Origin of the sequence: Erwinia mallotivora (assembly GCF_000590885.1) — a bacterium.
Lineage (GTDB): Bacteria > Pseudomonadota > Gammaproteobacteria > Enterobacterales > Enterobacteriaceae > Erwinia > Erwinia mallotivora.
On sequence record NZ_JFHN01000072.1, the window covers coordinates 1 to 24,783 of the forward strand.

Sequence of the window (24,783 nt, forward strand, 5' to 3'; positions counted from 1 at the left end):
GCCAGAAGGCGTTGAAATGGTAATGCCAGGTGATAACATCAAAATGGTTGTTACGCTGATCCACCCAATCGCAATGGACGACGGTCTGCGTTTCGCAATCCGCGAAGGCGGACGTACTGTTGGTGCGGGCGTTGTTGCTAAAGTTATCTCTTAATTATTGATAACCTTACTGGCGGTAATTCGCCAGAATAAAAAAGAGCACTTCGGTGCTCTTTTTTTTCATGAAAATATCCTGGCACCATAAAGTAAGCGCTTCAGACAGTCAGATGGCGAAATAAATGCGGATTGAAATAAAAACAATTCGTATTTAGAATATCATTCAGGAATTGTATCGGAGTAATGATATGTACATCTGTTTGTGCAACGCAGTGAGTGACAAAACAATCCGTGAAGCCGTTCGGCGCTATCAGCCCAGGTCTGTTCAGCAATTGCGCCAGCTTGTGCCAGTAGGTAAACAGTGCGGCAAATGTATTCGTGCTGCACGTGATATCATGGATGAAGAACTAAAACATACTCCGCAATATAAAGAGATCGCCTGATTATCTCCCTTTAGTTAATAATGTTTTTTTGACTTCCCCTGTTCCGCGTCTACGCTCAGATCAACGGGCAGCGGAGGATGCGAAATGAAAGGCGATGCAAAGATCATTAATCATTTAAATAAATTGCTTGGTAATGAACTGGTTGCTATCAACCAGTATTTTCTGCATGCGCGAATGTTCAAAAACTGGGGACTGATGCGCCTGAATGACGTCGAGTACCACGAATCGATCGATGAAATGAAACATGCGGATAAATATATTGAACGTATTTTATTTCTTGAGGGCATTCCCAATCTCCAGGATTTGGGGCGGTTACGCATTGGTGAAGATGTGGAAGAGATGCTGAAGTCAGATCTGGCGCTGGAACTGGAGGGTGCCAGAGACTTGCGTGAGGCTATCGATTATGCCGACAAAGTCCATGATTATGTCAGCCGGGATATGATGATTGTTATTCTGGAAGATGAAGAACACCATATCGATTTCCTCGAGACGGAGCTGGATTTGATAGGCAAAATTGGCATTCAGAATTACCTGCAATCACAAATCAAATCATAGCGGGCAGGGCACCGATAATCTTCGCGCTTACTTTATGCCGCTGATAAAGGCTTTCGGCGGCTCCCTCACCCGAAGACTTTGCAGTTCCATCCCTGTCTCCTGATAAACCAGTTGCAATACCCTGGTATGTACGTATAATGCGCGGGCTTGTCAGAAATGACGGCCCGGTTCGATATGAACCGCAGGCGGGTGTCAAAGCCAGCCTGACAATACTCCCAATCGGGGAGTTATGTACAGACGATTACACTCCCCCATCAATCGTAATGGGTGCGGGTAGTAATTTTTTTCGTTTATAAATAATTGGAGCTCTGGTCTCATGCAGAACCAAAGAATCCGTATCCGTCTTAAAGCGTTTGATCATCGTCTGATCGATCAATCAACTGCGGAAATCGTAGAGACTGCCAAGCGCACTGGTGCGCAGGTACGTGGTCCTATCCCGCTGCCGACCCGCAAAGAGCGCTTTACCGTTCTGATCTCTCCGCACGTTAACAAAGACGCGCGCGATCAGTATGAGATTCGCACTCACAAGCGTCTGGTTGACATCGTTGAGCCAACTGAAAAAACGGTTGATGCTCTGATGCGTCTGGATCTGGCTGCCGGTGTAGACGTGCAGATCAGCCTGGGTTAATCAGGTCATTGAGCGATTGAGAGGTTGAAACAATGAGTGATTTAGTCGGTAAAAAACTGGGTCTGGTCGGTAAAAAAATCGGTATGACTCGCATCTTCACTGAAGATGGCGTTTCTATCCCAGTTACCGTAATTGAAATTGAAGCAAACCGCGTAACTCAGGTTAAGAGTCTGGAAAACGACGGTTACACTGCTGTTCAGATTACCACCGGTGCCAAAAAAGCAAACCGTGTGACTAAGCCTGAAGCAGGTCATTTTGCGAAAGCTGGAGTTGAAGCTGGCCGCGGTCTTTGGGAATTCCGTACCGCCGAAGGCGAAGAATTCGCAGTAGGTCAGAGCATCAGCGTTGATATTTTCGCTGACGTGAAAAAAGTTGACGTGACTGGAACATCTAAAGGTAAAGGTTTTGCCGGTACTGTTAAGCGCTGGAACTTCCGTACTCAGGATGCAACCCACGGTAACTCCTTGTCTCACCGCGTTCCGGGTTCTATTGGTCAGAACCAGACTCCGGGCAAAGTGTTTAAAGGCAAGAAAATGGCAGGCCAGCTGGGTAATGAGCGCGTAACCGTTCAGAGCCTGGATGTAGTACGTGTTGACGCTGAGCGCAACCTGCTGCTGGTTAAAGGTGCAGTTCCCGGTGCAACCGGTAGCGACCTGATCGTTAAACCAGCTGTGAAGGCGTAAGGGGATAGCAATGGAATTAGTATTGAAAGACGCGCAAAGCGTGCTGACTGTTTCCGAAACTACCTTCGGTCGTGATTTTAACGAAGCGCTGGTACATCAGGTTGTTGTTGCTTATGCAGCAGGTGCCCGTCAAGGTACTCGTGCTCAGAAGACGCGTGCTGAAGTTACTGGTTCTGGCAAAAAGCCATGGCGCCAGAAAGGTACCGGCCGTGCACGTTCAGGTTCTGTTAAGAGCCCGATCTGGCGCAGCGGTGGTGTGACCTTTGCTGCTCGTCCACAGGACCACAGTCAAAAAGTAAACAAAAAGATGTACCGCGGCGCGCTGAAAAGCATTCTGTCCGAACTGGTACGTCAAGATCGTCTGATCGTTGTCGAGAAGTTTTCTCTGGAAGCACCTAAAACTAAGTTGCTGGTCGAGAAACTGAAAGACATGGCGCTGGAAGACGTGCTGATTATCACTGGTGAACTGGAAGAGAATCTGTTCCTGGCCGCCCGCAACCTGTACAAGGTTGATGTACGTGATGCAGCCGGTATTGATCCAGTTAGCCTGATCGCCTTCGACAAAGTCGTTATGACTGCTGATGCAGTTAAGCAAGTTGAGGAGATGCTGGCATGATCCGTGAAGAACGTCTGCTGAAAGTACTGCGCGCGCCGCACGTATCTGAAAAAGCGTCTGCTGCGATGGAAAAAACTAACACCATCGTTCTCAAAGTTGCTAAAGACGCGACCAAGGCAGAAATCAAAGCCGCTGTACAGAAGCTTTTCGAAGTGGAAGTAAAAGACGTAAACACCCTGGTTGTTAAAGGGAAAGTGAAGCGTCATGGGCAGCGTATTGGTCGTCGTAACGACTGGAAAAAAGCTTACGTCACCCTGAAAGAAGGCCAGAATCTGGACTTCGTCGGCGGCGCTGAGTAAGTCGGAGGAGAAGAACAATGGCAGTTGTTAAATGTAAACCGACATCTCCGGGTCGTCGTCACGTAGTAAAAGTGGTGAACCCAGAGTTGCACAAGGGCAAACCTTTTGCCCCGCTGGTTGAGAAAAACAGCAAATCCGGTGGCCGTAACAACAATGGTCGCATCACTACCCGTCATATCGGTGGTGGTCATAAGCAGGCTTACCGTATTGTTGACTTCAAACGCAACAAAGATGGTATCCCGGCAACCGTTGAACGTCTTGAGTACGATCCGAACCGTTCCGCGAATATCGCGCTGGTTCTGTACAAAGACGGCGAGCGCCGTTACATCCTGGCCCCTAAAGGCCTGAAAGCTGGTGACCAGATTCAGTCTGGTGTTGATGCTGCGATTAAAGCAGGTAACACCCTGCCAATGCGTAACATTCCAGTAGGTTCTACCGTACATAACGTAGAAATGAAACCAGGTAAAGGCGGTCAGATTGCCCGCTCAGCCGGTGCTTACGTGCAGATCGTTGCGCGTGAAGGTTCCTACGTTACCCTGCGTCTGCGTTCTGGTGAAATGCGTAAAGTCGAATCTGACTGCCGCGCGACACTGGGCGAAGTCGGTAACGCTGAGCACATGCTGCGCGTTCTGGGTAAAGCTGGTGCTGCTCGTTGGCGTGGTGTTCGTCCTACCGTTCGCGGTACTGCGATGAACCCAGTCGATCACCCACACGGTGGTGGTGAAGGTCGTAACTTTGGTAAGCACCCGGTAACTCCGTGGGGCGTTCAGACCAAAGGTAAGAAGACCCGTAGCAACAAGCGTACTGATAAATTTATCGTGCGTCGCCGTAGCAAATAATTTTAGAGGATAAGCCATGCCACGTTCTCTCAAGAAAGGTCCTTTTATTGACCTGCACTTGCTGAAGAAGGTAGAGAAAGCGGTGGAAAGCGGAGACAAGAAGCCTTTGCGCACCTGGTCCCGTCGTTCAACGATCTTCCCTAACATGATCGGTTTGACCATCGCTGTCCATAATGGTCGTCAGCACGTTCCTGTCTTTGTTTCCGACGAAATGGTCGGACACAAATTGGGTGAATTTGCACCGACTCGTACTTATCGCGGTCACACAGCTGATAAGAAAGCCAAGAAACGCTAACAGGAGGAAGAGATGGAAACTATCGCTAAACATCGCCACGCTCGTTCTTCTGCCCAGAAGGTTCGACTGGTAGCGGATCTTGTACGCGGTAAGAAAGTGTCGCAGGCTCTGGATATTTTGACCTACACCAATAAGAAAGCGGCTGTACTGGTTAAAAAAGTTCTGGAATCTGCCATTGCTAACGCCGAACACAACGATGGCGCTGACATTGATGATCTGAAAGTGACGAAAATCTTCGTCGACGAAGGCCCAAGCATGAAGCGCATTATGCCGCGTGCAAAAGGTCGTGCAGATCGCATCCTGAAGCGCACCAGCCACATTACTGTGGTTGTGTCCGATCGCTGAGACTCTGGAGACTAGCAATGGGTCAGAAAGTACATCCTAATGGTATTCGCCTGGGTATTGTTAAACCCTGGAACTCTACCTGGTTCGCCAATACCAAAGAATTCGCTGACAACCTGGACAGCGATTTTAAAGTTCGTCAGTACCTGATGAAGGAACTGGCTAAAGCGTCTGTATCTCGTATCGTTATCGAGCGTCCGGCCAAGAGCATCCGTGTAACTGTTTACACCGCTCGTCCGGGTATCGTTATCGGTAAAAAAGGTGAAGACGTAGAAAAACTGCGCAAGGGCGTAGCGGATATCGCTGGTGTTCCTGCACAGATCAATATCGCCGAAGTCCGTAAACCGGAAATGGACTCTAAGTTGGTTGCTGACAGCATCACTTCACAGCTGGAGCGTCGTGTGATGTTCCGTCGTGCAATGAAGCGTGCTGTTCAGAACGCAATGCGTCTGGGCGCTAAAGGGATCAAAGTTGAAGTTAGTGGCCGTCTGGGTGGTGCTGAAATCGCACGTACCGAATGGTATCGCGAAGGCCGTGTGCCGTTGCACACACTGCGTGCTGACATTGACTACAACACCTCAGAAGCGCACACCACTTATGGTGTAATCGGCGTTAAGGTATGGATCTTCAAAGGTGAGATCCTGGGTGGTATGGCTGCTGTTGAACAACCGGAACCGGCTGCTCAACCTAAAAAGCAGCAGCGTAAAGGCCGTAAGTAAGGAGAGTCGCTGATGTTACAACCAAAGCGTACGAAATTCCGTAAAGTGCACAAAGGCCGCAACCGTGGTCTGGCGCAGGGTACGGATGTTAGCTTCGGTACTTTCGGTCTGAAAGCTGTTGGCCGTGGTCGTCTGACTGCTCGTCAGATCGAAGCAGCACGTCGTGCTATGACCCGTGCAGTTAAGCGTCAAGGTAAAATTTGGATCCGTGTATTCCCGGACAAACCAATTACCGAGAAGCCGCTGGAAGTGCGTATGGGTAAAGGTAAAGGTAACGTAGAGTATTGGGTTGCCTTGATCCAGCCTGGTAAAGTCCTGTATGAAATGGACGGTGTTCCGGAAGAGCTGGCCCGTGAAGCATTCAAGCTGGCAGCAGCAAAACTGCCTATCAAAACCACCTTTGTAACTAAGACGGTGATGTAATGAAAGCAAATGAGCTGCGTGAAAAAAGTGTTGAAGAGCTGAACACTGAGCTGCTTAACCTGCTGCGTGAGCAGTTTAATCTGCGCATGCAGGCAGCATCTGGCCAGCTGCAACAGACTCATCTGTTGAAGCAGGTACGCCGTGATGTTGCACGCGTTAAGACTTTACTGACTGAGAAGGCGGGTGCGTAATGACCGATAAAATCCGTACTCTGCAAGGTCGTGTGACCAGCGACAAAATGGAGAAATCCATTGTTGTTGCTATCGAACGTTTCGTTAAACACCCTATTTACGGGAAGTTCATCAAGCGTACGACCAAACTGCACGTACATGACGAGAACAATGAATGTGGAATTGGCGACAAGGTAGAAATCCGTGAATGCCGTCCACTGTCCAGAACGAAGTCCTGGACTCTGGTTCGCGTTGTAGAGAAAGCGATTCTGTAATAAAGAATCTTTTCTCTGTGAAAGCCTCCGCTTGTCGGGGGCTTTTTTATTGCCTGATGGATGCGGTACGCTGTGCGTGTGACCAGTTTCAGGCTCTGATTCCACCATAATCGAACAGGAACTGACTGATAAGACTGATTTTCCAAAACTGGAACTATGTTGTCGTTAATAGAATTGATATCCCCTTTCACGGCGCGTTTTACATATCATTTTTCAGCCCCTCTAAACTCAATGTATTAATTTATCTGATGCTTTTTGCGCTGTCAGGTGTCTTAGTCACAGTGTGTTTGATACGGATCACGTCTGGCTGTTTATCTTAAGAATAAGATTTTCATCGGATTTCAGGACTGCCGCTTTTCACGGGCAGCGAGTTTTAAACATGGATGATTTATATGACTAAAGATACACCCGATCGTACTCGCCGGTTGTTGTTATCTGTTCCTCTACTTGCTGCGTCATCACAATTAATCGCTGCTACTAAGACCTTTGCTCCAGCAACAGATTTATTGGTGCCTGGTCGTACCCTGTTGCTCAAAAACGCGGATGTGATTGTCACTATGGACAGCGAAAAAAGGGAAATCAGGAATGGAAGTATCCTGATCAGAGACAACAAAATTGCGGCCGTTGGAAAAACAGAAGAATTACCGCAAACCGCTGATGAGGTGATTAATCTTAAGGGACATATCGTCATACCCGGCTTAATCAACACTCACCATCACATGTATCAGAGTCTGACACGCGTCATTCCCCCGGCTCAGGATGGTGAATTATTTAAATGGATTAGCAACCTTTATCCCATCTGGCAAAAGATGACCCCGGAGATGATTCGCATTTCAACTAAGATGTCGATGGCCGCACTGATCCTTTCAGGTTGTACCACTACCAGCGATCATCTCTATTTATATCCCGGAGGGTGTCGTCTTGATGACAGTATTGATGCAGCAAAAGAAATGGGAATGCGTTTTCATCCCAGTCGTGGAAGCATGAGCTTAGGGCAGTCACAGGGAGGTTTGCCGCCAGACTCTCTGGTAGAGAAAGAAAGTGACATCCTGGAAGATACCCAGCGTGTTATTGAGCGTTATCATGACGCGAACCACGGCTCAATGCTGCGTCTGGTCGTTGCTCCCTGTTCACCATTTTCCGTCAGCCAGAATTTGATGAAAGAATCAGCCACGCTGGCCCGTCATTATCAGGTTTCAATGCACACACACCTCGCAGAGAATGACAACGATATTCGTTACAGCAGGGAAAGGTTTAACCGTACACCTGCGCAATACGTTGAAGATTTAGGCTGGACAGGGCATGACGTCTGGCATGCACATTGCGTAAAACTTGATGACTATGGCATCGAACTATTCTCACGGACTGGAACGGGAGTAGCACATTGTCCATGCTCGAATATGCGACTGGCTTCAGGTATTGCCCCGGTCCGCAAAATGCTGGACGCTGGTTTGCATGTGGCAATAGGTGTGGATGGCTCAGCTTCAAATGATACCTCGGATATGATAGCGGAAGTTCGCCAGGCAATGCTGTTGCAGCGGGTAGGCTTTGGCCCTGATGCAATGACGGCAAGGCAGGCGCTGGAAATAGCGACACGGGGAGGCGCTAAAGTGCTCAATCGTGATGATGTGGGTGCGCTTGAAGTCGGGATGGTGGCAGATATTGCCGTATTTAATTTAAATAAACCGGGTATGGCTGGCGCTGTTCATGATCCCGTTGCTGCGCTGGTATTCTGTAATCCCGGACAGGTGGCTTACAGCATTATCAATGGCAAAGTTAAGGTAAGAGAAGGCCAGCTAACAGGCATCGATTTACCGGTGTTGATTGAACGACATAATCAGCTGGCTGCCACGCTGTACGATTAACCCACTGTTATTCATCAAAATTGTCATTTAATTTTCGGCCTGGTTACGGTTGCCAGTAAGCTCTCGAGCCCGGCTGAAAAAGTGTGCATATTACGATTGCTACAGGATGAACAATTCCTTAGAATGTCGCGTCCCTCTTCCCGGAGGGACAAATGTCGGTTTAATAATTAGCCGTTTATTTTTTCTACCCATATGCGAGATGCGGTGTTATAATACTGCGCCCTCAATAATGGGGCTTTCATACGACCTGAATCAGGTCCCGAAGTAGTAGTTGACATTAGCGGAGCACTAAAATGATCCAAGAACAGACTATGCTGAACGTCGCCGACAACTCCGGTGCACGTCGCGTAATGTGTATCAAGGTTCTGGGTGGCTCGCACCGTCGCTACGCAGGCGTAGGCGATATCATCAAAATTACCATCAAGGAAGCAATTCCTCGCGGTAAGGTTAAAAAAGGTGATGTGCTGAAAGCGGTAGTGGTGCGCACCAGGAAGGGTGTTCGTCGCCCGGACGGTTCTGTCATTCGCTTCGATGGTAATGCATGCGTTATTTTAAATAATAACAGTGAGCAGCCTATCGGAACGCGTATTTTTGGGCCGGTAACTCGTGAACTTCGTACTGAAAAGTTCATGAAAATTATCTCTCTGGCACCAGAAGTACTCTAAGGAGCGAAAAATGGCAGCTAAAATCCGTCGCGATGACGAAGTTATCGTGCTGACCGGTAAAGATAAAGGTAAGCGCGGTAAAGTTAAAAATGTCCTGTCTTCTGGCAAGGTCATTGTTGAAGGTATCAACCTGGTTAAGAAACATCAGAAGCCGGTTCCGGCCCTGAACCAACCGGGCGGCATCTTTGAAAAAGAAGCTGCTATTCAGGTTTCCAACGTTGCGCTTTACAACAGTGCCACCGGCAAGGCTGACCGTGTAGGCTTTAGATTCGAAGACGGCAAAAAAGTCCGTTTTTTCAAATCTAACAGCGAAACTATCAAGTAATTTGGAGTAGTACGATGGCGAAACTGCATGATTACTACAAAGACGAAGTAGTTAAAAAACTCATGACCGAGTTTAACTACAATTCTGTCATGCAAGTCCCTCGGGTCGAGAAGATCACCCTGAACATGGGTGTTGGTGAAGCGATCGCTGACAAAAAACTGCTGGATAATGCAGCAGCAGACCTGGCAGCAATCTCTGGTCAAAAGCCGTTTATCACCAAAGCACGCAAATCAGTTGCAGGCTTCAAAATCCGTCAGGGCTATCCGATCGGCTGTAAAGTGACTCTGCGTGGCGAACGCATGTGGGAGTTCTTTGAGCGTCTGATCTCTATTGCTGTTCCTCGTATTCGTGACTTCCGTGGCTTGTCCGCTAAGTCATTCGATGGTCGTGGTAATTACAGCATGGGCGTTCGTGAGCAGATCATCTTCCCAGAAATCGACTATGACAAAGTCGATCGCGTTCGTGGTTTGGATATTACCATTACCACTACTGCGAAATCTGATGATGAAGGCCGTGCTCTGCTGACTGCCTTTGACTTCCCGTTCCGCAAGTAAGGCAGGGTTACTGATGGCAAAGCAATCAATGAAAGCACGCGAAGTTGTTCGCGTAAAACTGGCTGAAAAATACCGCGCTAAACGCGAGGAATTGAAGGCTATCATCTCTGGTGTGAACTCTTCCGACGAAGAACGTTGGAATGCTGTTCTCAAGCTGCAAACTCTGCCGCGTGATTCCAGCCCGTCCCGTCAGCGTAAACGCTGCCGCCAAACTGGCCGTCCACATGGTTATGTGGGCAAATTCGGGTTGAGCCGTATTAAGCTGCGTGAAGCCGCCATGCGCGGTGAAGTGCCTGGCTTGAAAAAGGCTAGCTGGTAATTACCAATTGAATCACGGGAGTAAAGACAGATGAGCATGCAAGATCCGATCGCGGATATGCTGACCCGTATCCGTAACGGTCAGGCCGCGAACAAAGTTGCGGTCACCATGCCTTCCTCCAAGCTGAAAGTGGCAATTGCCAACGTGCTGAAGGAAGAAGGTTATATTGAAGAATTTAAAATTGAAGGCGACATCAAGCCAGAACTGGAACTGACTCTTAAGTATTTCCAGGGCAAGGCTGTGGTAGAAAGCATTCAGCGTGTAAGCCGTCCAGGTCTGCGTATCTATAAACGCAAAGACGAACTGCCAAAAGTTATGGCTGGACTGGGTATTGCTGTTATTTCTACCTCTAAAGGTGTTATGACCGATCGTGCAGCGCGCCAGGCTGGTCTTGGTGGCGAAATTATCTGCTACGTAGCTTAACGGAGGAAAGAATGTCTCGTGTTGCTAAAGCACCTGTCGTCATTCCTGCCGGCGTAGAGGTAAAACTCAACGGTCAGGTTATTACGATTAAAGGTAAAAACGGCGAGCTGACTCGTACTATCAATGCTGCTGTAGAAGTTAAGTTTGCTGACAACGTCCTGACTTTCGCTCCTCGCGAAGGCTTCCCGGATGGATGGGCGCAGGCTGGTACTACTCGTGCGCTGTTGAACAGTATGGTTATCGGTGTTACCGAAGGCTTCTCTAAGAAGCTGCAGCTGGTTGGTGTAGGTTATCGTGCAGCAGTAAAAGGCAACTCAGTGAGTCTGGCTCTTGGCTTCTCTCACCCTGTTGACCATGCGCTGCCAGCGGGAATTACTGCTGAATGTCCAACTCAGACTGAAATCGTGCTCAAAGGCGCTGATAAGCAGCTGATTGGTCAGGTTGCAGCTGATTTACGCGCCTACCGTCGTCCTGAGCCTTATAAAGGCAAGGGTGTTCGTTACGCCGACGAAGTCGTGCGTACCAAAGAGGCTAAGAAGAAGTAAGGTAACACTATGGATAAGAAATCTGCTCGTATCCGTCGTGCGACCCGCGCACGCCGCAAGCTCAAGGAGCTGGGTGCAACTCGCCTGGTGGTACATCGTACCCCGCGTCATATTTACGCACAGGTAATTGCACCTAATGGTTCCGAAGTTCTCGTTGCTGCTTCTACAGTAGAGAAAGCAATCAATGAGCAACTGAAGTACACCGGAAACAAAGATGCTGCTGCTGCTGTTGGTAAAGCAGTTGCTCAGCGCGCAATCGAAAAAGGCATCACTGGTGTTTCTTTCGATCGCTCTGGTTTCCAATATCATGGTCGTGTCCAGGCACTGGCAGATGCTGCCCGTGAAGCTGGCCTACAGTTCTAAGGTAGAGGTGTAAGATGGCACACATCGAAAAACAAGCTGGCGAACTGCAGGAAAAGCTGATCGCGGTAAATCGCGTATCGAAAACCGTTAAAGGTGGTCGTATTTTCTCCTTCACTGCACTGACAGTGGTAGGTGATGGTAACGGTCGCATCGGTTTTGGTTACGGTAAAGCGCGTGAAGTTCCAGCAGCGATCCAGAAAGCGATGGAAAAAGCTCGTCGCAATATGATCAATGTTGCGTTGAACAACGGTACCTTGCAGCACCCTGTTAAAGGTGTTCATACAGGATCTCGTGTGTTCATGCAGCCAGCTTCCGAAGGTACCGGTATCATTGCCGGCGGTGCGATGCGCGCCGTACTGGAAGTTGCTGGGGTTCATAACGTTCTGGCTAAAGCCTACGGTTCCACAAACCCAATTAACGTGGTTCGTGCAACTCTGGATGGCCTGGCCAACATGAATTCCCCAGAAATGGTCGCTGCTAAACGTGGCAAATCCGTTGAAGACATTCTGGGGTAATGACCATGGCTAAGACTATTAAAATCACTCAAACCCGTAGTTCCATCGGTCGTTTGCCAAAACACAAGGCAACGCTGCTTGGCCTGGGTCTGCGTCGTATTAACCACACCGTCGAGCGTGAAGATACGCCAGCTGTACGCGGTATGGTTAACGCGATTTCCTATATGGTTAAAGTGGAGGAGTAACAGATGCGTTTAAATACTCTGTCTCCGGCCGAAGGGTCTAAACACGCACCTAAACGTTTGGGTCGTGGTATTGGTTCTGGCCTCGGTAAAACCGGTGGTCGTGGTCACAAAGGTCAGAACTCTCGTTCTGGCGGTGGCGTACGTCGCGGGTTCGAAGGTGGTCAGATGCCTCTGTACCGTCGTCTGCCGAAGTTTGGTTTCACCTCTCGCAAAGCAGCAGTCACCACAGAAGTGCGTCTGTCTGACCTGGCGAAAGTTGAAGGCGGTATTGTCGACCTGAACACGCTGAAAGCAGCCAACATTATCGGTATTCAGATTGAATTCGCTAAAGTTATTCTTTCTGGCGAAGTCTCTGTGCCGGTAACGATTCGCGGCCTGCGTGTCACTAAAGGCGCTCGTGCTGCAATCGAAGCTGCTGGCGGTAAAATTGAGGAATAAGTAGCAGATGGCTAAGCAACCGGGATTAGATTTTCAAAGTGCCAAAGGTGGATTTGGCGAACTGAAACGCAGACTTCTGTTTGTGATTGGTGCGCTGATTGTTTTCCGCATTGGTTCTTTTATTCCAATCCCTGGTATTGATGCCACTGTACTTGCCAAACTGCTTGAGCAACAGCGTGGTACCATCATTGAAATGTTTAACATGTTCTCTGGTGGTGCACTGAGCCGTGCTTCTATCTTTGCCCTGGGAATCATGCCGTATATCTCGGCATCCATCATTATCCAGCTGCTGACTGTGGTTCATCCCGCGTTGGCAGAAATAAAGAAAGAAGGGGAGGCTGGCCGTCGTAAGATCAGTCAGTACACCCGTTACGGTACTCTGGTGCTGGGTATTTTTCAGTCAATTGGTATTGCTACCGGTTTGCCGAATATGCCTGGAATGCAAGGCCTGGTGTTAAATCCAGGCTTTGCCTTCTACTTTACCGCTGTTGTAAGCCTGGTGACCGGAACAATGTTTCTGATGTGGCTGGGTGAACAGATTACTGAGCGGGGTATCGGTAACGGTATCTCAATCATTATCTTCGCGGGTATTGTTGCGGGGTTACCGCCGGCCATTGGCCATACCATCGAGCAAGCACGGCAAGGCGACCTGCACTTCCTCCTGTTACTGTTGGTTGCAGTTCTCGTATTTGCAGTGACCTTCTTCGTTGTTTTCGTTGAGCGTGGTCAACGCCGCATTGTGGTGAACTATGCGAAACGTCAGCAAGGCCGTCGTGTCTATGCTGCACAGAGCACACATTTACCGTTGAAAGTGAATATGGCTGGGGTCATCCCGGCAATCTTCGCCTCGAGCATCATTCTGTTCCCTGCAACCATTGCATCATGGTTTGGGGGCGGAACGGGCTGGAACTGGCTGACAACTATTTCAATGTATTTGCAGCCCGGACAACCGCTTTATGTGTTACTCTATGCGTCTGCAATCATCTTCTTCTGTTTCTTCTATACGGCGTTGGTTTTCAATCCGCGTGAAACAGCAGATAACCTGAAGAAGTCTGGTGCATTTGTACCAGGTATTCGTCCGGGAGAACAGACGGCGAAGTATATTGATAAAGTTATGACCCGCCTGACTTTGGTCGGTGCGCTTTATATAACCTTTATCTGCCTGATCCCGGAGTTCATGCGTGATGCGATGAAAGTTCCGTTCTACTTTGGTGGTACATCACTGCTGATCGTAGTCGTTGTCATCATGGACTTTATGGCTCAAGTGCAAACTCTGATGATGTCCAGTCAGTACGAGTCTGCATTGAAAAAAGCAAACCTGAAAGGCTACGGCCGGTAATCAGGCGCTTGTGAAGTTACGGAGAGTAAAAATGAAAGTTCGTGCTTCCGTCAAGAAATTATGTCGTAACTGCAAAATCGTTCGTCGTGAAGGCGTTGTTCGTGTTATTTGCAGCGCCGAGCCTAAGCACAAACAGCGCCAGGGCTAATATTTTTCTTGCAAAGTCGGGTTGAGCTGGCTAGATTAGCCAGCCAATCTTTTGTATGTCTGTGCGTTTCCATTTGAGTATCCTGAAAACGGGCTTTTCGGCATGGGACGCATTAGTAATTAAATAGGAGTGCATAGTGGCCCGTATAGCAGGCATTAACATTCCTGATCATAAACATACCGTAATTGCATTAACTGCTATTTTCGGTATCGGCAAAACCCGTTCACAGGCTATCTGTGCATCAACGGGTATCGCTGAAAATGTTAAGATCAGTGAGCTGTCTGAAGAACAAATCGACCTTCTGCGTGATGCAGTTGCAAAATTTGTTGTTGAAGGCGATTTGCGTCGTGAAGTCACCCTGAGCATCAAGCGTCTGATGGACCTTGGTTGCTATCGTGGTTTGCGTCATCGTCGTGGTCTTCCAGTGCGCGGTCAGCGTACCAAGACCAACGCACGTACCCGTAAGGGTCCGCGTAAACCGATCAAGAAATAATCGGGGTGATTGAATAATGGCAAAGGCACCAGTTCGTGCACGTAAGCGTGTAAGAAAGCAAGTCTCTGATGGCGTGGCTCATGTCCATGCATCTTTCAACAACACCATCGTAACTATTACCGATCGTCAGGGTAATGCGCTGGGTTGGGCAACAGCCGGTGGTTCCGGTTTCCGTGGTTCTCGTAAGTCCACTCCGTTCGCAGCTCAGGTCGCTGCTGAGCGCTGTGCTGACGCCGTGAAAGAATACGGTATTAAGAATCTGGAAGTTATGGTTAAGGGTCCAGGTCCAGGCCGCGAATCTACGATTCGTGCTCTGAATGCTGCTGGTTTCCGCATCACGAACATTACTGATGTGACTCCGATCCCTCACAACGGTTGTCGTCCGCCGAAAAAACGTCGCGTATAACGCTCGTTTTTTAGGAATGTTGGAGAAAGAAAATGGCAAGATATTTGGGTCCTAAGCTCAAGCTGAGCCGTCGTGAAGGTACAGACCTCTTCCTGAAGTCTGGCGTTCGGGCGATTGATACCAAGTGTAAGATTGAACAAGCTCCTGGTCAGCACGGTGCGCGCAAGCCACGTCTGTCTGACTATGGTGTACAGTTGCGTGAAAAGCAAAAAGTTCGTCGTATCTACGGCGTTCTGGAGCGTCAGTTCCGTAACTATTATAAAGAAGCTGCACGTCTGAAAGGCAACACCGGTGAAAACCTGTTAGCTCTGCTGGAAGGTCGTCTGGATAACGTAGTCTATCGTATGGGCTTTGGTGCCACTCGTGCAGAAGCACGTCAGTTGGTTAGCCATAAATCTATTATGGTAAATGGCCGCGTTGTTAGCATCGCTTCTTATCAGGTAACTCCGAATGACGTTGTTAGCATCCGTGAGAAAGCCAAAAAGCAGTCTCGCGTGAAAGCCGCTCTGGAGCTGGCTGAACAGCGTGAAAAGCCAACCTGGCTGGAAGTTGATGCAACTAAGATGGAAGGTGTGTTCAAGCGTATTCCTGAACGTACCGATCTGTCTGCGGACATTAACGAACACCTGATCGTCGAGCTTTACTCTAAGTAAAGCTTAGTACCAAAGAGAGGACACAATGCAGGGTTCTGTGACAGAGTTTCTAAAACCGCGCCTGGTAGATATCGAGCAAGTGAGTTCGACGCACGCCAAGGTGACCCTTGAGCCTTTAGAGCGTGGCTTTGGCCATACTCTTGGTAACGCACTGCGCCGTATTCTGCTTTCATCAATGCCGGGTTGCGCGGTGACCGAGGTTGAAATTGATGGTGTACTGCATGAGTACAGCACCAAAGAGGGCGTACAGGAAGATATCCTGGAAATCCTGCTCAACCTGAAAGGGCTGGCGGTAAGAGTTCAGGGGAAAGATGAAGTTATTCTTACTCTGAATAAATCTGGCATTGGCCCTGTGACTGCAGCCGACATCACCCATGATGGTGATGTTGAAATCGTCAAGCCTCAGCACGTTATCTGTCACCTGACTGATGAAAACGCAGCTATCAGCATGCGTATCAAAGTTCAGCGTGGTCGTGGTTATGTGCCGGCTTCTGCCCGAATTCATTCGGAAGAAGATGAGCGCCCGATCGGTCGTCTGTTGGTCGACGCCTGCTACAGCCCTGTAGAGCGTATTGCCTACAATGTTGAAGCAGCGCGTGTAGAACAGCGTACTGACCTGGACAAGCTGGTCATCGAAATGGAAACCAACGGCACTATCGATCCTGAAGAAGCGATCCGCCGTGCGGCAACCATCCTGGCAGAACAACTTGAAGCTTTCGTTGATTTACGTGATGTACGTCAGCCGGAAGTGAAAGAAGAGAAACCAGAATTCGCTCCGATCCTGCTGCGCCCTGTTGACGATCTGGAATTGACTGTCCGCTCTGCTAACTGCCTTAAGGCAGAAGCTATCCACTACATCGGTGATCTGGTACAGCGCACAGAGGTTGAGCTACTTAAAACGCCTAACCTTGGTAAAAAATCTCTTACCGAGATTAAAGATGTGTTGGCTTCTCGTGGACTGTCTCTGGGCATGCGCCTGGAAAACTGGCCGCCCGCTAGCATTGCTGATGAATAACCCGATCACAGGTTAAGGTTTCACTGAGAAGGATAAGGTCATGCGCCATCGTAAGAGTGGTCGTCAACTGAATCGCAACAGCAGCCATCGTCAGGCTATGTTCCGCAACATGGCTGGCTCTTTGGTTCGTCATGAGATCATCAAGACGACCCTGCCAAAAGCAAAAGAGCTGCGTCGTGTAGTTGAGCCGCTGATTACTCTTGCCAAGACCGACAGCGTAGCTAATCGTCGTCTGGCATTCGCCCGTACTCGTGATAACGAGATCGTGGCAAAACTGTTTAACGAGCTGGGCCCGCGTTTCGCGAGCCGTGCCGGTGGTTACACTCGCATTCTGAAGTGTGGCTTCCGCGCTGGTGACAACGCTCCGATGGCTTACATCGAGCTGGTTGATCGTCCAGAAGCTCAAGCAGAAGCTGCCGCAGAGTAATTCTGTAGCGCTTTAAAAAAACCGGGCTTGCCCGGTTTTTTTACGTCTGAATTTTCCCTTCTTTTCTCTTCGCGCTATGCTGTTTTCTTCCATTACTTTCCTGAGGTTGCTATGTGGTTGATTGATCAACTGGCAGAGCAGTATATTACCGAGGCTCAGAAAAACGGTGAATTTGATAACCTTGCTGGCAAAGGTAAAAGGCTTAAGCTCGATGATGACAGTCACGTGCCTGTGGAATTACGTGCAGCTTATCGGTTGATGAAAAATTCAGGTTTTCTTCCCCCGGAACTTGAGATGCGCCGGGAAGCAATTAGCCTGAATGAGCTGTTAACACAAGTGGATCCTGGAGATCAACAATACGATCTGCTATCTAAACGTTTAACTCTGCTTAGAATAAAACTCCAGCAGGCGGGTATGAGTACTGATTTTTTACAAAGTGAATACGCCCCCTGTTTTCATCATCGTTTTAATGGAGAAGAGTAATGTACAAAATAGGCCAGTTGGCAAAGCTTGCAGACGTCACGCCCGATACAATTCGTTACTACGAAAAGCAGCAGATGATGGACCACGAAATTCGCTCTGAGGGTGGTTTTCGTCTTTACAGCCAAAACGATCTACAGCGGCTTAAATTCATCCGCTATGGCAGACAACTGGGTTTTAGTCTTGAAGCTATTCGGGAGCTGTTATCAATTCGTGTAGATCCTGAGCATCATACCTGTCAGGAATCCAAAAATATCGTTCAGGCACGACTCCTGGAAGTTGAAAGAAGGATTGCAGAACTACAACATATGCATCGATCGCTTAGCATGTTGAATGATGCTTGTTGTGGCACGGCTCATAGTAGTGTTTCATGTTCGATTCTCGAAGCTCTGGAAAAAGGGGAAATTGCATTACCAACTGATTAATTTTTTGCATTTATTGTAACATTCAGTCAAAGGAATCCATCATGGCAATATATCAACATAAGAAAGGTATTATTCGGGACAATGCGCTGGAGGCACTACTGCATGATCCGTTGTTCAGAAGCCGGGTAGAAGTGAATAAAAAAGGGAAGGGAAGTTATCGACGTAAAGATAAGCACGTCAGTCAGGACAGCCGGGAGGCCAGTGGTAAAGTGTATTAGCTCAGACCTGATCTGACAGTTACCGGTTATTTATACAGGTGTCTGTCAGATTACATCTGGCTTAAGTTTTTCTCAGCCCAGATGTGTTTTCCATCAAGTAACGTTTCCATTGGCGTCCGGCCACAGCACATTTTCCCCTGATGGGTTCGTTCATTATTATAGTGAACCAGCCATTCATCAAGATCCGACTGTAATGTATCGAGTTCGCCATACAGTTTTTTGCGGAATGCTACCTGATAAAACTCCTGCAATATCGTCCTGTGGAACCGTTCGCAGATGCCGTTCGTCTGCGGCGACATCGCTTTGGTCTTCGTGTGGTCGATATCATTTATTGCCAGATAAAGCTGGTAATCATGCTGCTCCACTTTGCCACAGTACTCTGTGCCTCTGTCGGTCAATATTCTCAGCACAGGCAGTCCCTGAGAGGCATAGAACGGCAGCACACGGTCATTCAGCAGATCTGCTGCTGTAATTGGCGTTTTGGTGACATACAGCTTGCAGTGAGCGACCTTCGAGTAGGTATCCACGAACGTCTGCTGATAAAGACGTCCAACACCTTTCAGGTTTCCCACGTAGAACGTGTCCTGAGACCCCAGATAACCCGGATGAGCGGTTTCAATTTCGCCACAGGCCTCGTCATCACTGGCTTTACGTTCCAGTGCGGCGATCTGGCTGTCAGTCAGTTCGATACCCTCACGAGCTACTTTTTCTTCCAGTGCTTTAAGGCGCTTTTTGAAATTCTCAAGGTTGTGGCGCAGCCAGACAGAGCGGACACCACTGCCGGAGATAAAAACGCCCTGTTTACGCAGTTCGTTGCTGGTCCGGTGCTGGCCGTGAGCCGGGAATGCGACAGCATAATCAGCGACAGCTCGTTCAGTGGCCTCATCGGTTCGGTTCTTAAAGTTAGGAGCACGACGGCTGCGATTTATCAGCGCATCCACGCCACCTTCATCGGCCAGCTCACGATACCGGTAAAACGTATCTCGTGAAACGCCCATTATTTTGCAGGCTTTGGAGACGTTGCTGAGTTCTTCTGCCAGATTGAGCAAACCGGCTTTGTGTTTGATAACGGGATTGTTAGTATGGAGCATGAGAGTTACCTCGTGTTTTGTATAAGGATTCGACACCCATATCAAAACCGGTAACTCTCAACCTTTCAAGGCTATATGTCAGATCAAGTCGCGACTAATACAAGTGATGTTACGCCCGGTGTAGTTGTATACGGCTAGTAGGTACGTTAGAAACGCTGTATATATTTTCATCTTCATACATTATCGTCTGTTTACTTAAAACTGGTAATCCTAGTAGGACTGATGCACTTCTGACTCCCGAATATCAAGATAAATCTCTGTGACTTTTATTGAGCTATGGTTCAGCATCTTACTAACTAAGGCAATGTCTCTAGTCTCTTCATAGATGATACGTGCGCGAGTCTTTCTCGCCGAATGCGTTCCTACGTTCAGATCCTTACAGACCCTTTCCCCCGCTGCCTTGAATGCCCTTGAAACGCCCTCACGAGCGACAGGAGAGGCTTGGGCTTTAACCCTGTTTGATTTGCTCTGGAATAGGTAAACGTCTTCAGGGTTTTCCTTACGGCGCTTCTCGATGATTGCACGGGCTGCATCATTAATTGGAAACTGTTTCACTTTGCCTGTTTTTGTTTCGGTGATGCGTAATGTGTTCGCCTGTACATCTTCAAAGGTCAGTGCCAGTAAATCAGAAATCCTTAAAGCCAAATTAAGATTTAGCCTCCAGATTTCTGCGTACGTCTCCTGTTTGCTACGGCGTAGGACCTGTTCAATCTGTGCGGCCTGAACTCTATCGACTGCATTCACCTTCATCATTACATCCTCATTACATCACAATATCAAAGAGTATTGATCAGTATTCATATAATTTACAAGTGATTTTTAGATCATTTTTTCTAATTAAAGAGATATTAAAGCCTATTAAATGTGATTAATTGTCAATTAAATCTGATTAAAAATTGCACATTTAGTAACCAGCTATACAGCCCTTAACACACAAATCAATTTAAAAATTATAAAAATCAATATCTTATAATTTTATGTAGTTTGATTGACGTTCTACTGCCAGGCAATAACCCTCCAATAAAAAAATTATTACACCCCCACCCCATACAACTCAGCCAGCGCCGTGTCATCGCACAAATCAAACGGGAATAAATATCAACCTCCCATAACCGCCCTCACCTTTCAGCCTACTCAACTGGAATGGCGCTTAACGCAACACCATAAGCGATTCTCATTTGCATTTAAAAATGACAAATATCAGAGGTTGCTTTCGCTTTATCGTGGCGGTAACTATGCAAATAAGTGCATAAAGGCTGCATAAATTGGCGATACAGGCTAAACGGTCGTTTGTTAACTGTAACTCAATCGCTAAGTTATTGATTTTAATTAGGTGAGAATACTTAGATCACAATATGATAATTAAGTGATTTAATAACTTTACTGCCAATTTAGTTATCATGCTAATTGTTTTATAAGATATGATTAATTATGTTATGTTTTCATGTGAAACCATATTGCCTTGAGATTTTGTTCAAATTCTGAGAGAAAGAAGAAAATGTTGTTTAGCATACTTAGCATAATAATAATCACATAACAGGCATCTCAGAGTTAAATTAGATTAAATTACTTGAAAACATTATCTATTCTTGTAATTGTCAATAAATTTATTATTAGATTGCTAATTGTTATTATTGTTATCATTTATGTATTAGTAAGGGTTTCATTACATATTTCCTTTGATTTACTTTCTATTTTCAGGTGATTTTAATGTGGATTATTCGCAGACTTAGTTGCCCATATATTTTTCTTTGGAATACATCCAGAGAAAAGCCTTAGCACGTGTTAGATTAAGAGGAATAAGGGAATGACTATGACTGAATAACGATTAATCTTTTACTAAGTGTTAAGCTTGAGCGAATGTAATGAGTGATAAGCTGTTACATTATCAACACGAGTCCAGAAGCTTGCACGGATTGAAAGGTTATGGATAACGAGTGTTAGAGTGGTTATTTTAATGAATGATAATGAATTAAATAATCCTCTTACACATAAGCACGAATCATTAAGCATTGCATATTGAACGAATGTAATGAGTGAGATTGTAATGGTTAATGTTATGAGTGTTATATAGTGACATACCTCATAAAGCCTTGCACATTAAATGAATGATAATGAATTAAATGGGTAATGGTTTATGAATAGGTATGTTATAGGATTATTGATGAGTGAATGTTAATGAGCGATTTATAAGCCTATTACTTATATTATTTCTATTACCTTGAACGTTGCCTGTGTTGGCAATGGTGAAAGGTGATAGCTTTGATTACTGTGGGCGACTGTGGAGTCCCACATTACACATTTACATTAAACCTTTAATCAAAAAGGTATCACTTTCCCATATAAGGGTCTTATATGTAAAAACGATACTTTTTTCACTTAGCCTGCGAGTAGACATCCCACCTACTGTAGACCTCTGAGATTATAAACCACTTACGATAAAACCTAAGATATCATAAATAAACAGATATACATTAGTAAATTACAATAAATCAATTAAAAATTTTTGACAAAATGTAATAAATCGTAGTATTATAGAAATAGGGTAATAAAGATTTAATAGATAGTTATTTCCATTCCTGAGTTATTCTAATTCCCAAATACAAAAACACTGTCGTGCTGAGGCTAATAAAGTCTTCCAGCGTGGCATTTTTCTATCCCAATAAAAAAGGAGAGCAAATGGCCTGGCCAAAATACGACCTGCCGGAACAAGTCTTTAACCTCTTTAAAGAGGGCAAGTTAACTAAGCAAAGAATCCAGACATCCTATTATGATAATCTCAGGCTTAAACGGAAACGTGCAGATTTCTACTGGGAAGTGTTAGAGATGATTAAACAGTATGAGGAAACAAAGAAATGAATATTCGATTAACTCCTGATGTATTCGATTTATTGATGAAGAAATCACGATTAGAAGGTATGGGTGCTGCTGCCCTGATGTGCAAAATTATCACCGATTACCTGAAAGGCAATATCCTAAAAGATGAGGAAATTAATGAAAAAGGAACAACTAAAAGTCGCACCATCGCCTGATGTAAAGCCAGTTCATTTCGTTGATGCGATTCCTTCAAGTGGAAAATCAGTAAAACTTCTCCAGCATATCAAATCGTATCACGGTAATAACAGAATTCTTGTAGCATTGCCTACAGCCGATTTGATCAGACAAACCAGAGACGAACTTAAAGGCATTTCCAAAAGAACTGTACTTTCATCTGAGGGGTCTAATTCAGTTGTAAGAGACCTGAAAGCAGCACTTGCCCCTGATTCGACGGAGAAAGTAATCCTTTGTACGCACGATGGCCTATCACTTTATGCTCAGGCGTCTGTATTTGATGGGTCGATGCAGACAGCATTTAATAATGTTCAGGTATTTATCGACGAGGTGCCAGCAGGTTCATTTGGACAGCAAATCAGAGTCCGGCACAGCGAAATCGGTGAGTTAGAAAACAACTTTCATTTTATGAAGTGGTTATCTGTAGATTCAAAAGGCGGATTTTTTCTTAACCCTGAATATTTTGATGAACTGAAAAAGTATTGGGAAGAAGGCCACGCCCATTCTAATCAGATGAAAGATATTGTTTGGTGTCTTCTGAATAGTAGTGCAATGACTAAATCTACTGATGACTCCGGATTCTGGCTCACAAGTTACTCTGCTAACCCTATCCTGCTGGCTTCACAGTGGTGCGTATCCTTCACGTTATTGGGGTGTGGAGCAAGTGATTCAGAATTTTTATATAGGGCTAAAGAACACCTGAAGTATCCGGTTCTGAAAGCTGACGATAAATTTCAGCCTGATATCTCACGTGCAAAATTTACCAATACCGAAAATATAACGATTCACTACGTATTACAAGAAAAGGCGAGTATGACTAAGTTGTCTTCTGTTTATCTTGAAGCATTGCAATGGGTTAAAAGAAACTATAGAGAAAACTTTTTATATACCACAAATAACGATAAATCCACTTCGGCGCTGAACATTGATTTTACCTCTCTTGCAGATAGTGAATTTTCAGAACTTGGTCAACGGGTATCTATGGCCTCATATGGATTAAATTATTACGCTGGTCATTCTGTGAATCGTTTGACACGAGAGCAGTTAGCGGGGATTGTATCGAATGTTGATGCTGCATACCAAGGATATGCAAAATGCGCTTACCTGGCATCTGTGAATATGGACCCTTTCAGTCTCATCAGACTAAAAGAATATTGTGAGGTGATGGACTGGGATTTCCAAACGCTTTACGATAAATGGTCTGTACAGCAAAATACTGAACGGTGTTTACAAGTTATTTCGAGGACTGTTATTCGAAATCGTGCTAATAAGGAAAAAGTATCCTTTCTGGTTCCCGATAAGTCCACTGCTGAATACCTGAAAAATAAATACTTTTACAACTGCACCCTCACCCATACAGGGATAAAAACCCCAGTTAAAGAAAACAAGGGTAATATTCAATATCAAAAGGTACAGGAGTTGAGATTACAAGGAAAAAGAATTAAAGAGATTTCCCAAACTTTAGGTCTATCTCTTCCACAGGTAAAACGTTATAGTGCAAAATGCAGCAAAGAGGCAGCTTAATGACATATCTAACTATGCTGATTTTGCTATTAGCTATCTATGCTGATTTTAAACTTACATTTCCAAAGGAGAAATATTGCAAGAAAAAGAAGATAAATCGTTAATTGGCTACATAAAATCTAACATAAATCTTTCAAATGAAAAAATTGCATTAGATTTAGGCATATCACCTGAACTTGTATCAAAACTAAGGAAGTATGTAAGATTTAATAGATAGTCAAAGTAAAACAAAGTTAACTTTAAACAATCAAATATTGGAGGTAATATTTACGTTTCAAAATCAAATTATAATACAAATGCACTTTATAAAAACCCAGCGCATTCAGCAAGAAAGAAAACAAACAAATCCCCGCTGATTATTGAAAAGATTTACACCCCATCCCCTAAACTAAGTACTGAAGAGATTATAAATCTCAAAGATATCTTGCAAAGCTGTTCCGGGGTTAGATATAACCCACGCCCGGTTCAAAAAACAGTAATCTCAGGGGGAGATAAATGGGAAATGATTTTTCAAGACAAAGATCATTACGCCGGGTGGCTTCATTACCAAAGGTTAGATAACAGTAATTACTCCGCTGGAGAACTGGATAGTTTATTTAATCAAAATAACTATGGGGAAGAATAATGAATAATAAAGACCTTTAATATTACCGAGGGGTAATTTTTGATATTCGAAATGACCTTGCCGTCCATTGCAGAAGAAATATTTTTAAGTATGGGGATGCTGTTTTATCCTCTATCACTGATTTAATAAATATTCTACAGGAAGTCACAAAAGAAGCCCTCGATAGCCCCTCTCTGAGCCATTCTGACAAGAGTTCTCTGTGGTGTGAGGTAGAGATATTGCTCGAACAATTTAAGAGCGCCAGGGTGCATCTGAGAGCGATTCATGAGCTACAACAAGAACTCAATCCATCCACCAGTTCATATAGT

The 24,783-nt window shown here is 46.0% G+C and carries 40 protein-coding genes; 38 read left to right on the forward strand and 2 right to left on the reverse strand.

The window, feature by feature from the left end:
* The 35 genes from BG55_RS22130 to BG55_RS22140 all read left to right on the forward strand — a co-directional run.
* Positions 1-154, forward strand: a 154-nt coding sequence (locus BG55_RS22130) for an EF-Tu C-terminal domain-related protein (protein WP_478210296.1), incomplete at its 5' end; no start/stop codon positions are given.
* Positions 155-344: 190 nt separating this feature from the next.
* Positions 345-539: a bacterioferritin-associated ferredoxin gene (gene bfd, locus BG55_RS18840; protein ID WP_034940855.1), complete on the forward strand. Its 195-nt coding sequence runs from the start codon at positions 345-347 to the stop codon at positions 537-539.
* 84 nt (positions 540-623) lie between these two features.
* Positions 624-1,094, forward strand: coding sequence for a bacterioferritin (gene bfr, locus BG55_RS18845; RefSeq protein WP_034940857.1), 471 nt, complete (start codon positions 624-626; stop codon positions 1,092-1,094).
* A gap of 316 nt (positions 1,095-1,410) precedes the next feature.
* Complete coding sequence (rpsJ, locus tag BG55_RS18850; protein ID WP_001181005.1) at positions 1,411-1,722, forward strand: 30S ribosomal protein S10; 312 nt, start codon at positions 1,411-1,413, stop codon at positions 1,720-1,722.
* A gap of 32 nt (positions 1,723-1,754) precedes the next feature.
* Entirely contained in the window at positions 1,755-2,405 is a 651-nt protein-coding gene (gene rplC / locus BG55_RS18855) for a 50S ribosomal protein L3 (protein ID WP_034940860.1), read from the forward strand.
* A gap of 10 nt (positions 2,406-2,415) precedes the next feature.
* Positions 2,416-3,021 carry a 50S ribosomal protein L4 gene (gene rplD / locus BG55_RS18860; RefSeq protein ID WP_034940862.1) on the forward strand — a complete coding sequence of 202 codons (606 nt, stop codon included), beginning with the start codon at positions 2,416-2,418 and terminating at the stop codon, positions 3,019-3,021.
* Positions 3,018-3,320: a 50S ribosomal protein L23 gene (gene rplW, locus BG55_RS18865; RefSeq protein ID WP_034940865.1), complete on the forward strand. Its 303-nt coding sequence runs from the start codon at positions 3,018-3,020 to the stop codon at positions 3,318-3,320. The genes rplD and rplW overlap by 4 nt, the downstream gene beginning before the upstream one ends.
* Before the next feature lie 17 nt (positions 3,321-3,337).
* Positions 3,338-4,159: a 50S ribosomal protein L2 gene (gene rplB, locus BG55_RS18870; RefSeq protein ID WP_034940867.1), complete on the forward strand. Its 822-nt coding sequence runs from the start codon at positions 3,338-3,340 to the stop codon at positions 4,157-4,159.
* 16 nt (positions 4,160-4,175) lie between these two features.
* Positions 4,176-4,454: a 30S ribosomal protein S19 gene (rpsS, locus tag BG55_RS18875; RefSeq protein ID WP_013204132.1), complete on the forward strand. Its 279-nt coding sequence runs from the start codon at positions 4,176-4,178 to the stop codon at positions 4,452-4,454.
* Between the two features lie 12 nt (positions 4,455-4,466).
* Complete coding sequence (rplV, locus tag BG55_RS18880; protein ID WP_000447532.1) at positions 4,467-4,799, forward strand: 50S ribosomal protein L22; 333 nt, start codon at positions 4,467-4,469, stop codon at positions 4,797-4,799.
* Between the two features lie 17 nt (positions 4,800-4,816).
* A complete protein-coding gene (gene rpsC / locus BG55_RS18885; RefSeq protein ID WP_034940870.1) occupies positions 4,817-5,515 on the forward strand; it encodes a 30S ribosomal protein S3 in 699 nt (232 codons plus the stop codon).
* Between the two features lie 12 nt (positions 5,516-5,527).
* On the forward strand, positions 5,528-5,938 hold the full coding sequence (gene rplP / locus BG55_RS18890) for a 50S ribosomal protein L16 (protein WP_002438716.1): 411 nt from the start codon (positions 5,528-5,530) through the stop codon (positions 5,936-5,938).
* Positions 5,938-6,129 (forward strand): 50S ribosomal protein L29, encoded by a 192-nt coding sequence (rpmC, locus tag BG55_RS18895; protein ID WP_034940873.1) that lies wholly within the window; start codon positions 5,938-5,940, stop codon positions 6,127-6,129. The genes rplP and rpmC overlap by 1 nt, the downstream gene beginning before the upstream one ends.
* Positions 6,129-6,383 carry a 30S ribosomal protein S17 gene (gene rpsQ, locus BG55_RS18900; RefSeq protein ID WP_034940875.1) on the forward strand — a complete coding sequence of 85 codons (255 nt, stop codon included), beginning with the start codon at positions 6,129-6,131 and terminating at the stop codon, positions 6,381-6,383. Before rpmC ends, rpsQ begins: the two co-directional genes overlap by 1 nt.
* Positions 6,384-6,892: 509 nt before the next feature.
* On the forward strand, positions 6,893-8,248 hold the full coding sequence (locus BG55_RS18905; RefSeq protein WP_034940940.1) for an 8-oxoguanine deaminase: 1,356 nt from the start codon (positions 6,893-6,895) through the stop codon (positions 8,246-8,248).
* Positions 8,249-8,541: 293 nt separating this feature from the next.
* Positions 8,542-8,913: a 50S ribosomal protein L14 gene (rplN, locus tag BG55_RS18910; RefSeq protein WP_004160583.1), complete on the forward strand. Its 372-nt coding sequence runs from the start codon at positions 8,542-8,544 to the stop codon at positions 8,911-8,913.
* Positions 8,914-8,923: 10 nt separating this feature from the next.
* Positions 8,924-9,238, forward strand: coding sequence for a 50S ribosomal protein L24 (gene rplX, locus BG55_RS18915; protein ID WP_034940878.1), 315 nt, complete (start codon positions 8,924-8,926; stop codon positions 9,236-9,238).
* Positions 9,239-9,252: 14 nt separating this feature from the next.
* Positions 9,253-9,792, forward strand: a complete 540-nt coding sequence (gene rplE, locus BG55_RS18920; RefSeq protein WP_034940880.1) for a 50S ribosomal protein L5 — start codon at positions 9,253-9,255, stop codon at positions 9,790-9,792.
* Between the two features lie 13 nt (positions 9,793-9,805).
* Positions 9,806-10,111 carry a 30S ribosomal protein S14 gene (gene rpsN, locus BG55_RS18925; RefSeq protein WP_034940883.1) on the forward strand — a complete coding sequence of 102 codons (306 nt, stop codon included), beginning with the start codon at positions 9,806-9,808 and terminating at the stop codon, positions 10,109-10,111.
* A gap of 30 nt (positions 10,112-10,141) precedes the next feature.
* Positions 10,142-10,534, forward strand: a complete 393-nt coding sequence (gene rpsH, locus BG55_RS18930) for a 30S ribosomal protein S8 (RefSeq protein WP_034940885.1) — start codon at positions 10,142-10,144, stop codon at positions 10,532-10,534.
* An 11-nt stretch (positions 10,535-10,545) separates the two neighbouring features.
* Positions 10,546-11,079, forward strand: coding sequence for a 50S ribosomal protein L6 (rplF, locus tag BG55_RS18935; RefSeq protein WP_034940888.1), 534 nt, complete (start codon positions 10,546-10,548; stop codon positions 11,077-11,079).
* A 9-nt stretch (positions 11,080-11,088) separates the two neighbouring features.
* A complete protein-coding gene (rplR, locus tag BG55_RS18940) occupies positions 11,089-11,442 on the forward strand; it encodes a 50S ribosomal protein L18 (protein ID WP_034940890.1) in 354 nt (117 codons plus the stop codon).
* Between the two features lie 14 nt (positions 11,443-11,456).
* Entirely contained in the window at positions 11,457-11,957 is a 501-nt protein-coding gene (rpsE, locus tag BG55_RS18945; protein WP_004160571.1) for a 30S ribosomal protein S5, read from the forward strand.
* Positions 11,958-11,962: 5 nt separating this feature from the next.
* Entirely contained in the window at positions 11,963-12,142 is a 180-nt protein-coding gene (gene rpmD / locus BG55_RS18950) for a 50S ribosomal protein L30 (RefSeq protein ID WP_004160569.1), read from the forward strand.
* 3 nt (positions 12,143-12,145) lie between these two features.
* Complete coding sequence (gene rplO, locus BG55_RS18955; RefSeq protein ID WP_034940893.1) at positions 12,146-12,580, forward strand: 50S ribosomal protein L15; 435 nt, start codon at positions 12,146-12,148, stop codon at positions 12,578-12,580.
* A 7-nt stretch (positions 12,581-12,587) separates the two neighbouring features.
* On the forward strand, positions 12,588-13,919 hold the full coding sequence (gene secY / locus BG55_RS18960) for a preprotein translocase subunit SecY (RefSeq protein ID WP_034940895.1): 1,332 nt from the start codon (positions 12,588-12,590) through the stop codon (positions 13,917-13,919).
* A 31-nt stretch (positions 13,920-13,950) separates the two neighbouring features.
* Entirely contained in the window at positions 13,951-14,067 is a 117-nt protein-coding gene (gene rpmJ / locus BG55_RS22135) for a 50S ribosomal protein L36 (protein WP_013204118.1), read from the forward strand.
* A 136-nt stretch (positions 14,068-14,203) separates the two neighbouring features.
* A complete protein-coding gene (gene rpsM, locus BG55_RS18965; RefSeq protein WP_034940898.1) occupies positions 14,204-14,560 on the forward strand; it encodes a 30S ribosomal protein S13 in 357 nt (118 codons plus the stop codon).
* A 16-nt stretch (positions 14,561-14,576) separates the two neighbouring features.
* Positions 14,577-14,966, forward strand: a complete 390-nt coding sequence (gene rpsK, locus BG55_RS18970) for a 30S ribosomal protein S11 (protein WP_034899652.1) — start codon at positions 14,577-14,579, stop codon at positions 14,964-14,966.
* Positions 14,967-14,998: 32 nt separating this feature from the next.
* Positions 14,999-15,619, forward strand: a complete 621-nt coding sequence (rpsD, locus tag BG55_RS18975; protein ID WP_004160561.1) for a 30S ribosomal protein S4 — start codon at positions 14,999-15,001, stop codon at positions 15,617-15,619.
* A gap of 25 nt (positions 15,620-15,644) precedes the next feature.
* Positions 15,645-16,634, forward strand: a complete 990-nt coding sequence (locus BG55_RS18980; protein WP_034940900.1) for a DNA-directed RNA polymerase subunit alpha — start codon at positions 15,645-15,647, stop codon at positions 16,632-16,634.
* A 40-nt stretch (positions 16,635-16,674) separates the two neighbouring features.
* Positions 16,675-17,061, forward strand: coding sequence for a 50S ribosomal protein L17 (gene rplQ, locus BG55_RS18985; protein WP_003850180.1), 387 nt, complete (start codon positions 16,675-16,677; stop codon positions 17,059-17,061).
* A gap of 111 nt (positions 17,062-17,172) precedes the next feature.
* Positions 17,173-17,544, forward strand: a complete 372-nt coding sequence (locus BG55_RS18990; protein ID WP_034940903.1) for a DnaJ family domain-containing protein — start codon at positions 17,173-17,175, stop codon at positions 17,542-17,544.
* Positions 17,544-17,966, forward strand: coding sequence for a Zn(2+)-responsive transcriptional regulator (zntR, locus tag BG55_RS18995; RefSeq protein WP_034940904.1), 423 nt, complete (start codon positions 17,544-17,546; stop codon positions 17,964-17,966). The genes BG55_RS18990 and zntR overlap by 1 nt, the downstream gene beginning before the upstream one ends.
* 41 nt (positions 17,967-18,007) lie before the next feature.
* Entirely contained in the window at positions 18,008-18,184 is a 177-nt protein-coding gene (locus BG55_RS22140) for an alternative ribosome-rescue factor A (RefSeq protein WP_071995064.1), read from the forward strand.
* Between the two features lie 50 nt (positions 18,185-18,234).
* Here BG55_RS22140 and BG55_RS19000 read toward each other — a convergent pair whose 3' ends face one another.
* Positions 18,235-19,275: an IS481 family transposase gene (locus BG55_RS19000; protein WP_034940907.1), complete on the reverse strand. Its 1,041-nt coding sequence runs from the start codon at positions 19,273-19,275 to the stop codon at positions 18,235-18,237.
* 210 nt (positions 19,276-19,485) lie between these two features.
* Positions 19,486-20,028, reverse strand: coding sequence for a tyrosine-type recombinase/integrase (locus BG55_RS19005; RefSeq protein WP_034940909.1), 543 nt, complete (start codon positions 20,026-20,028; stop codon positions 19,486-19,488).
* Between the two features lie 1,926 nt (positions 20,029-21,954).
* Between BG55_RS19005 and BG55_RS19010 the strand changes: the two genes are divergently transcribed.
* The 3 genes from BG55_RS19010 to BG55_RS19015 are packed head-to-tail and all read left to right on the forward strand — an operon-like array spanning position 21,955 to position 23,850.
* Complete coding sequence (locus BG55_RS19010; RefSeq protein ID WP_034940912.1) at positions 21,955-22,134, forward strand: hypothetical protein; 180 nt, start codon at positions 21,955-21,957, stop codon at positions 22,132-22,134.
* The gene (locus BG55_RS22915) at positions 22,131-22,307 is read left to right on the forward strand and encodes a hypothetical protein (protein WP_160170878.1); all 177 of its coding nucleotides are present in this window, start codon (positions 22,131-22,133) and stop codon (positions 22,305-22,307) included. The genes BG55_RS19010 and BG55_RS22915 overlap by 4 nt, the downstream gene beginning before the upstream one ends.
* Entirely contained in the window at positions 22,270-23,850 is a 1,581-nt protein-coding gene (locus BG55_RS19015; protein WP_034940913.1) for a hypothetical protein, read from the forward strand. The genes BG55_RS22915 and BG55_RS19015 overlap by 38 nt, the downstream gene beginning before the upstream one ends.
* Positions 23,851-24,783 lie beyond the last annotated feature (933 nt).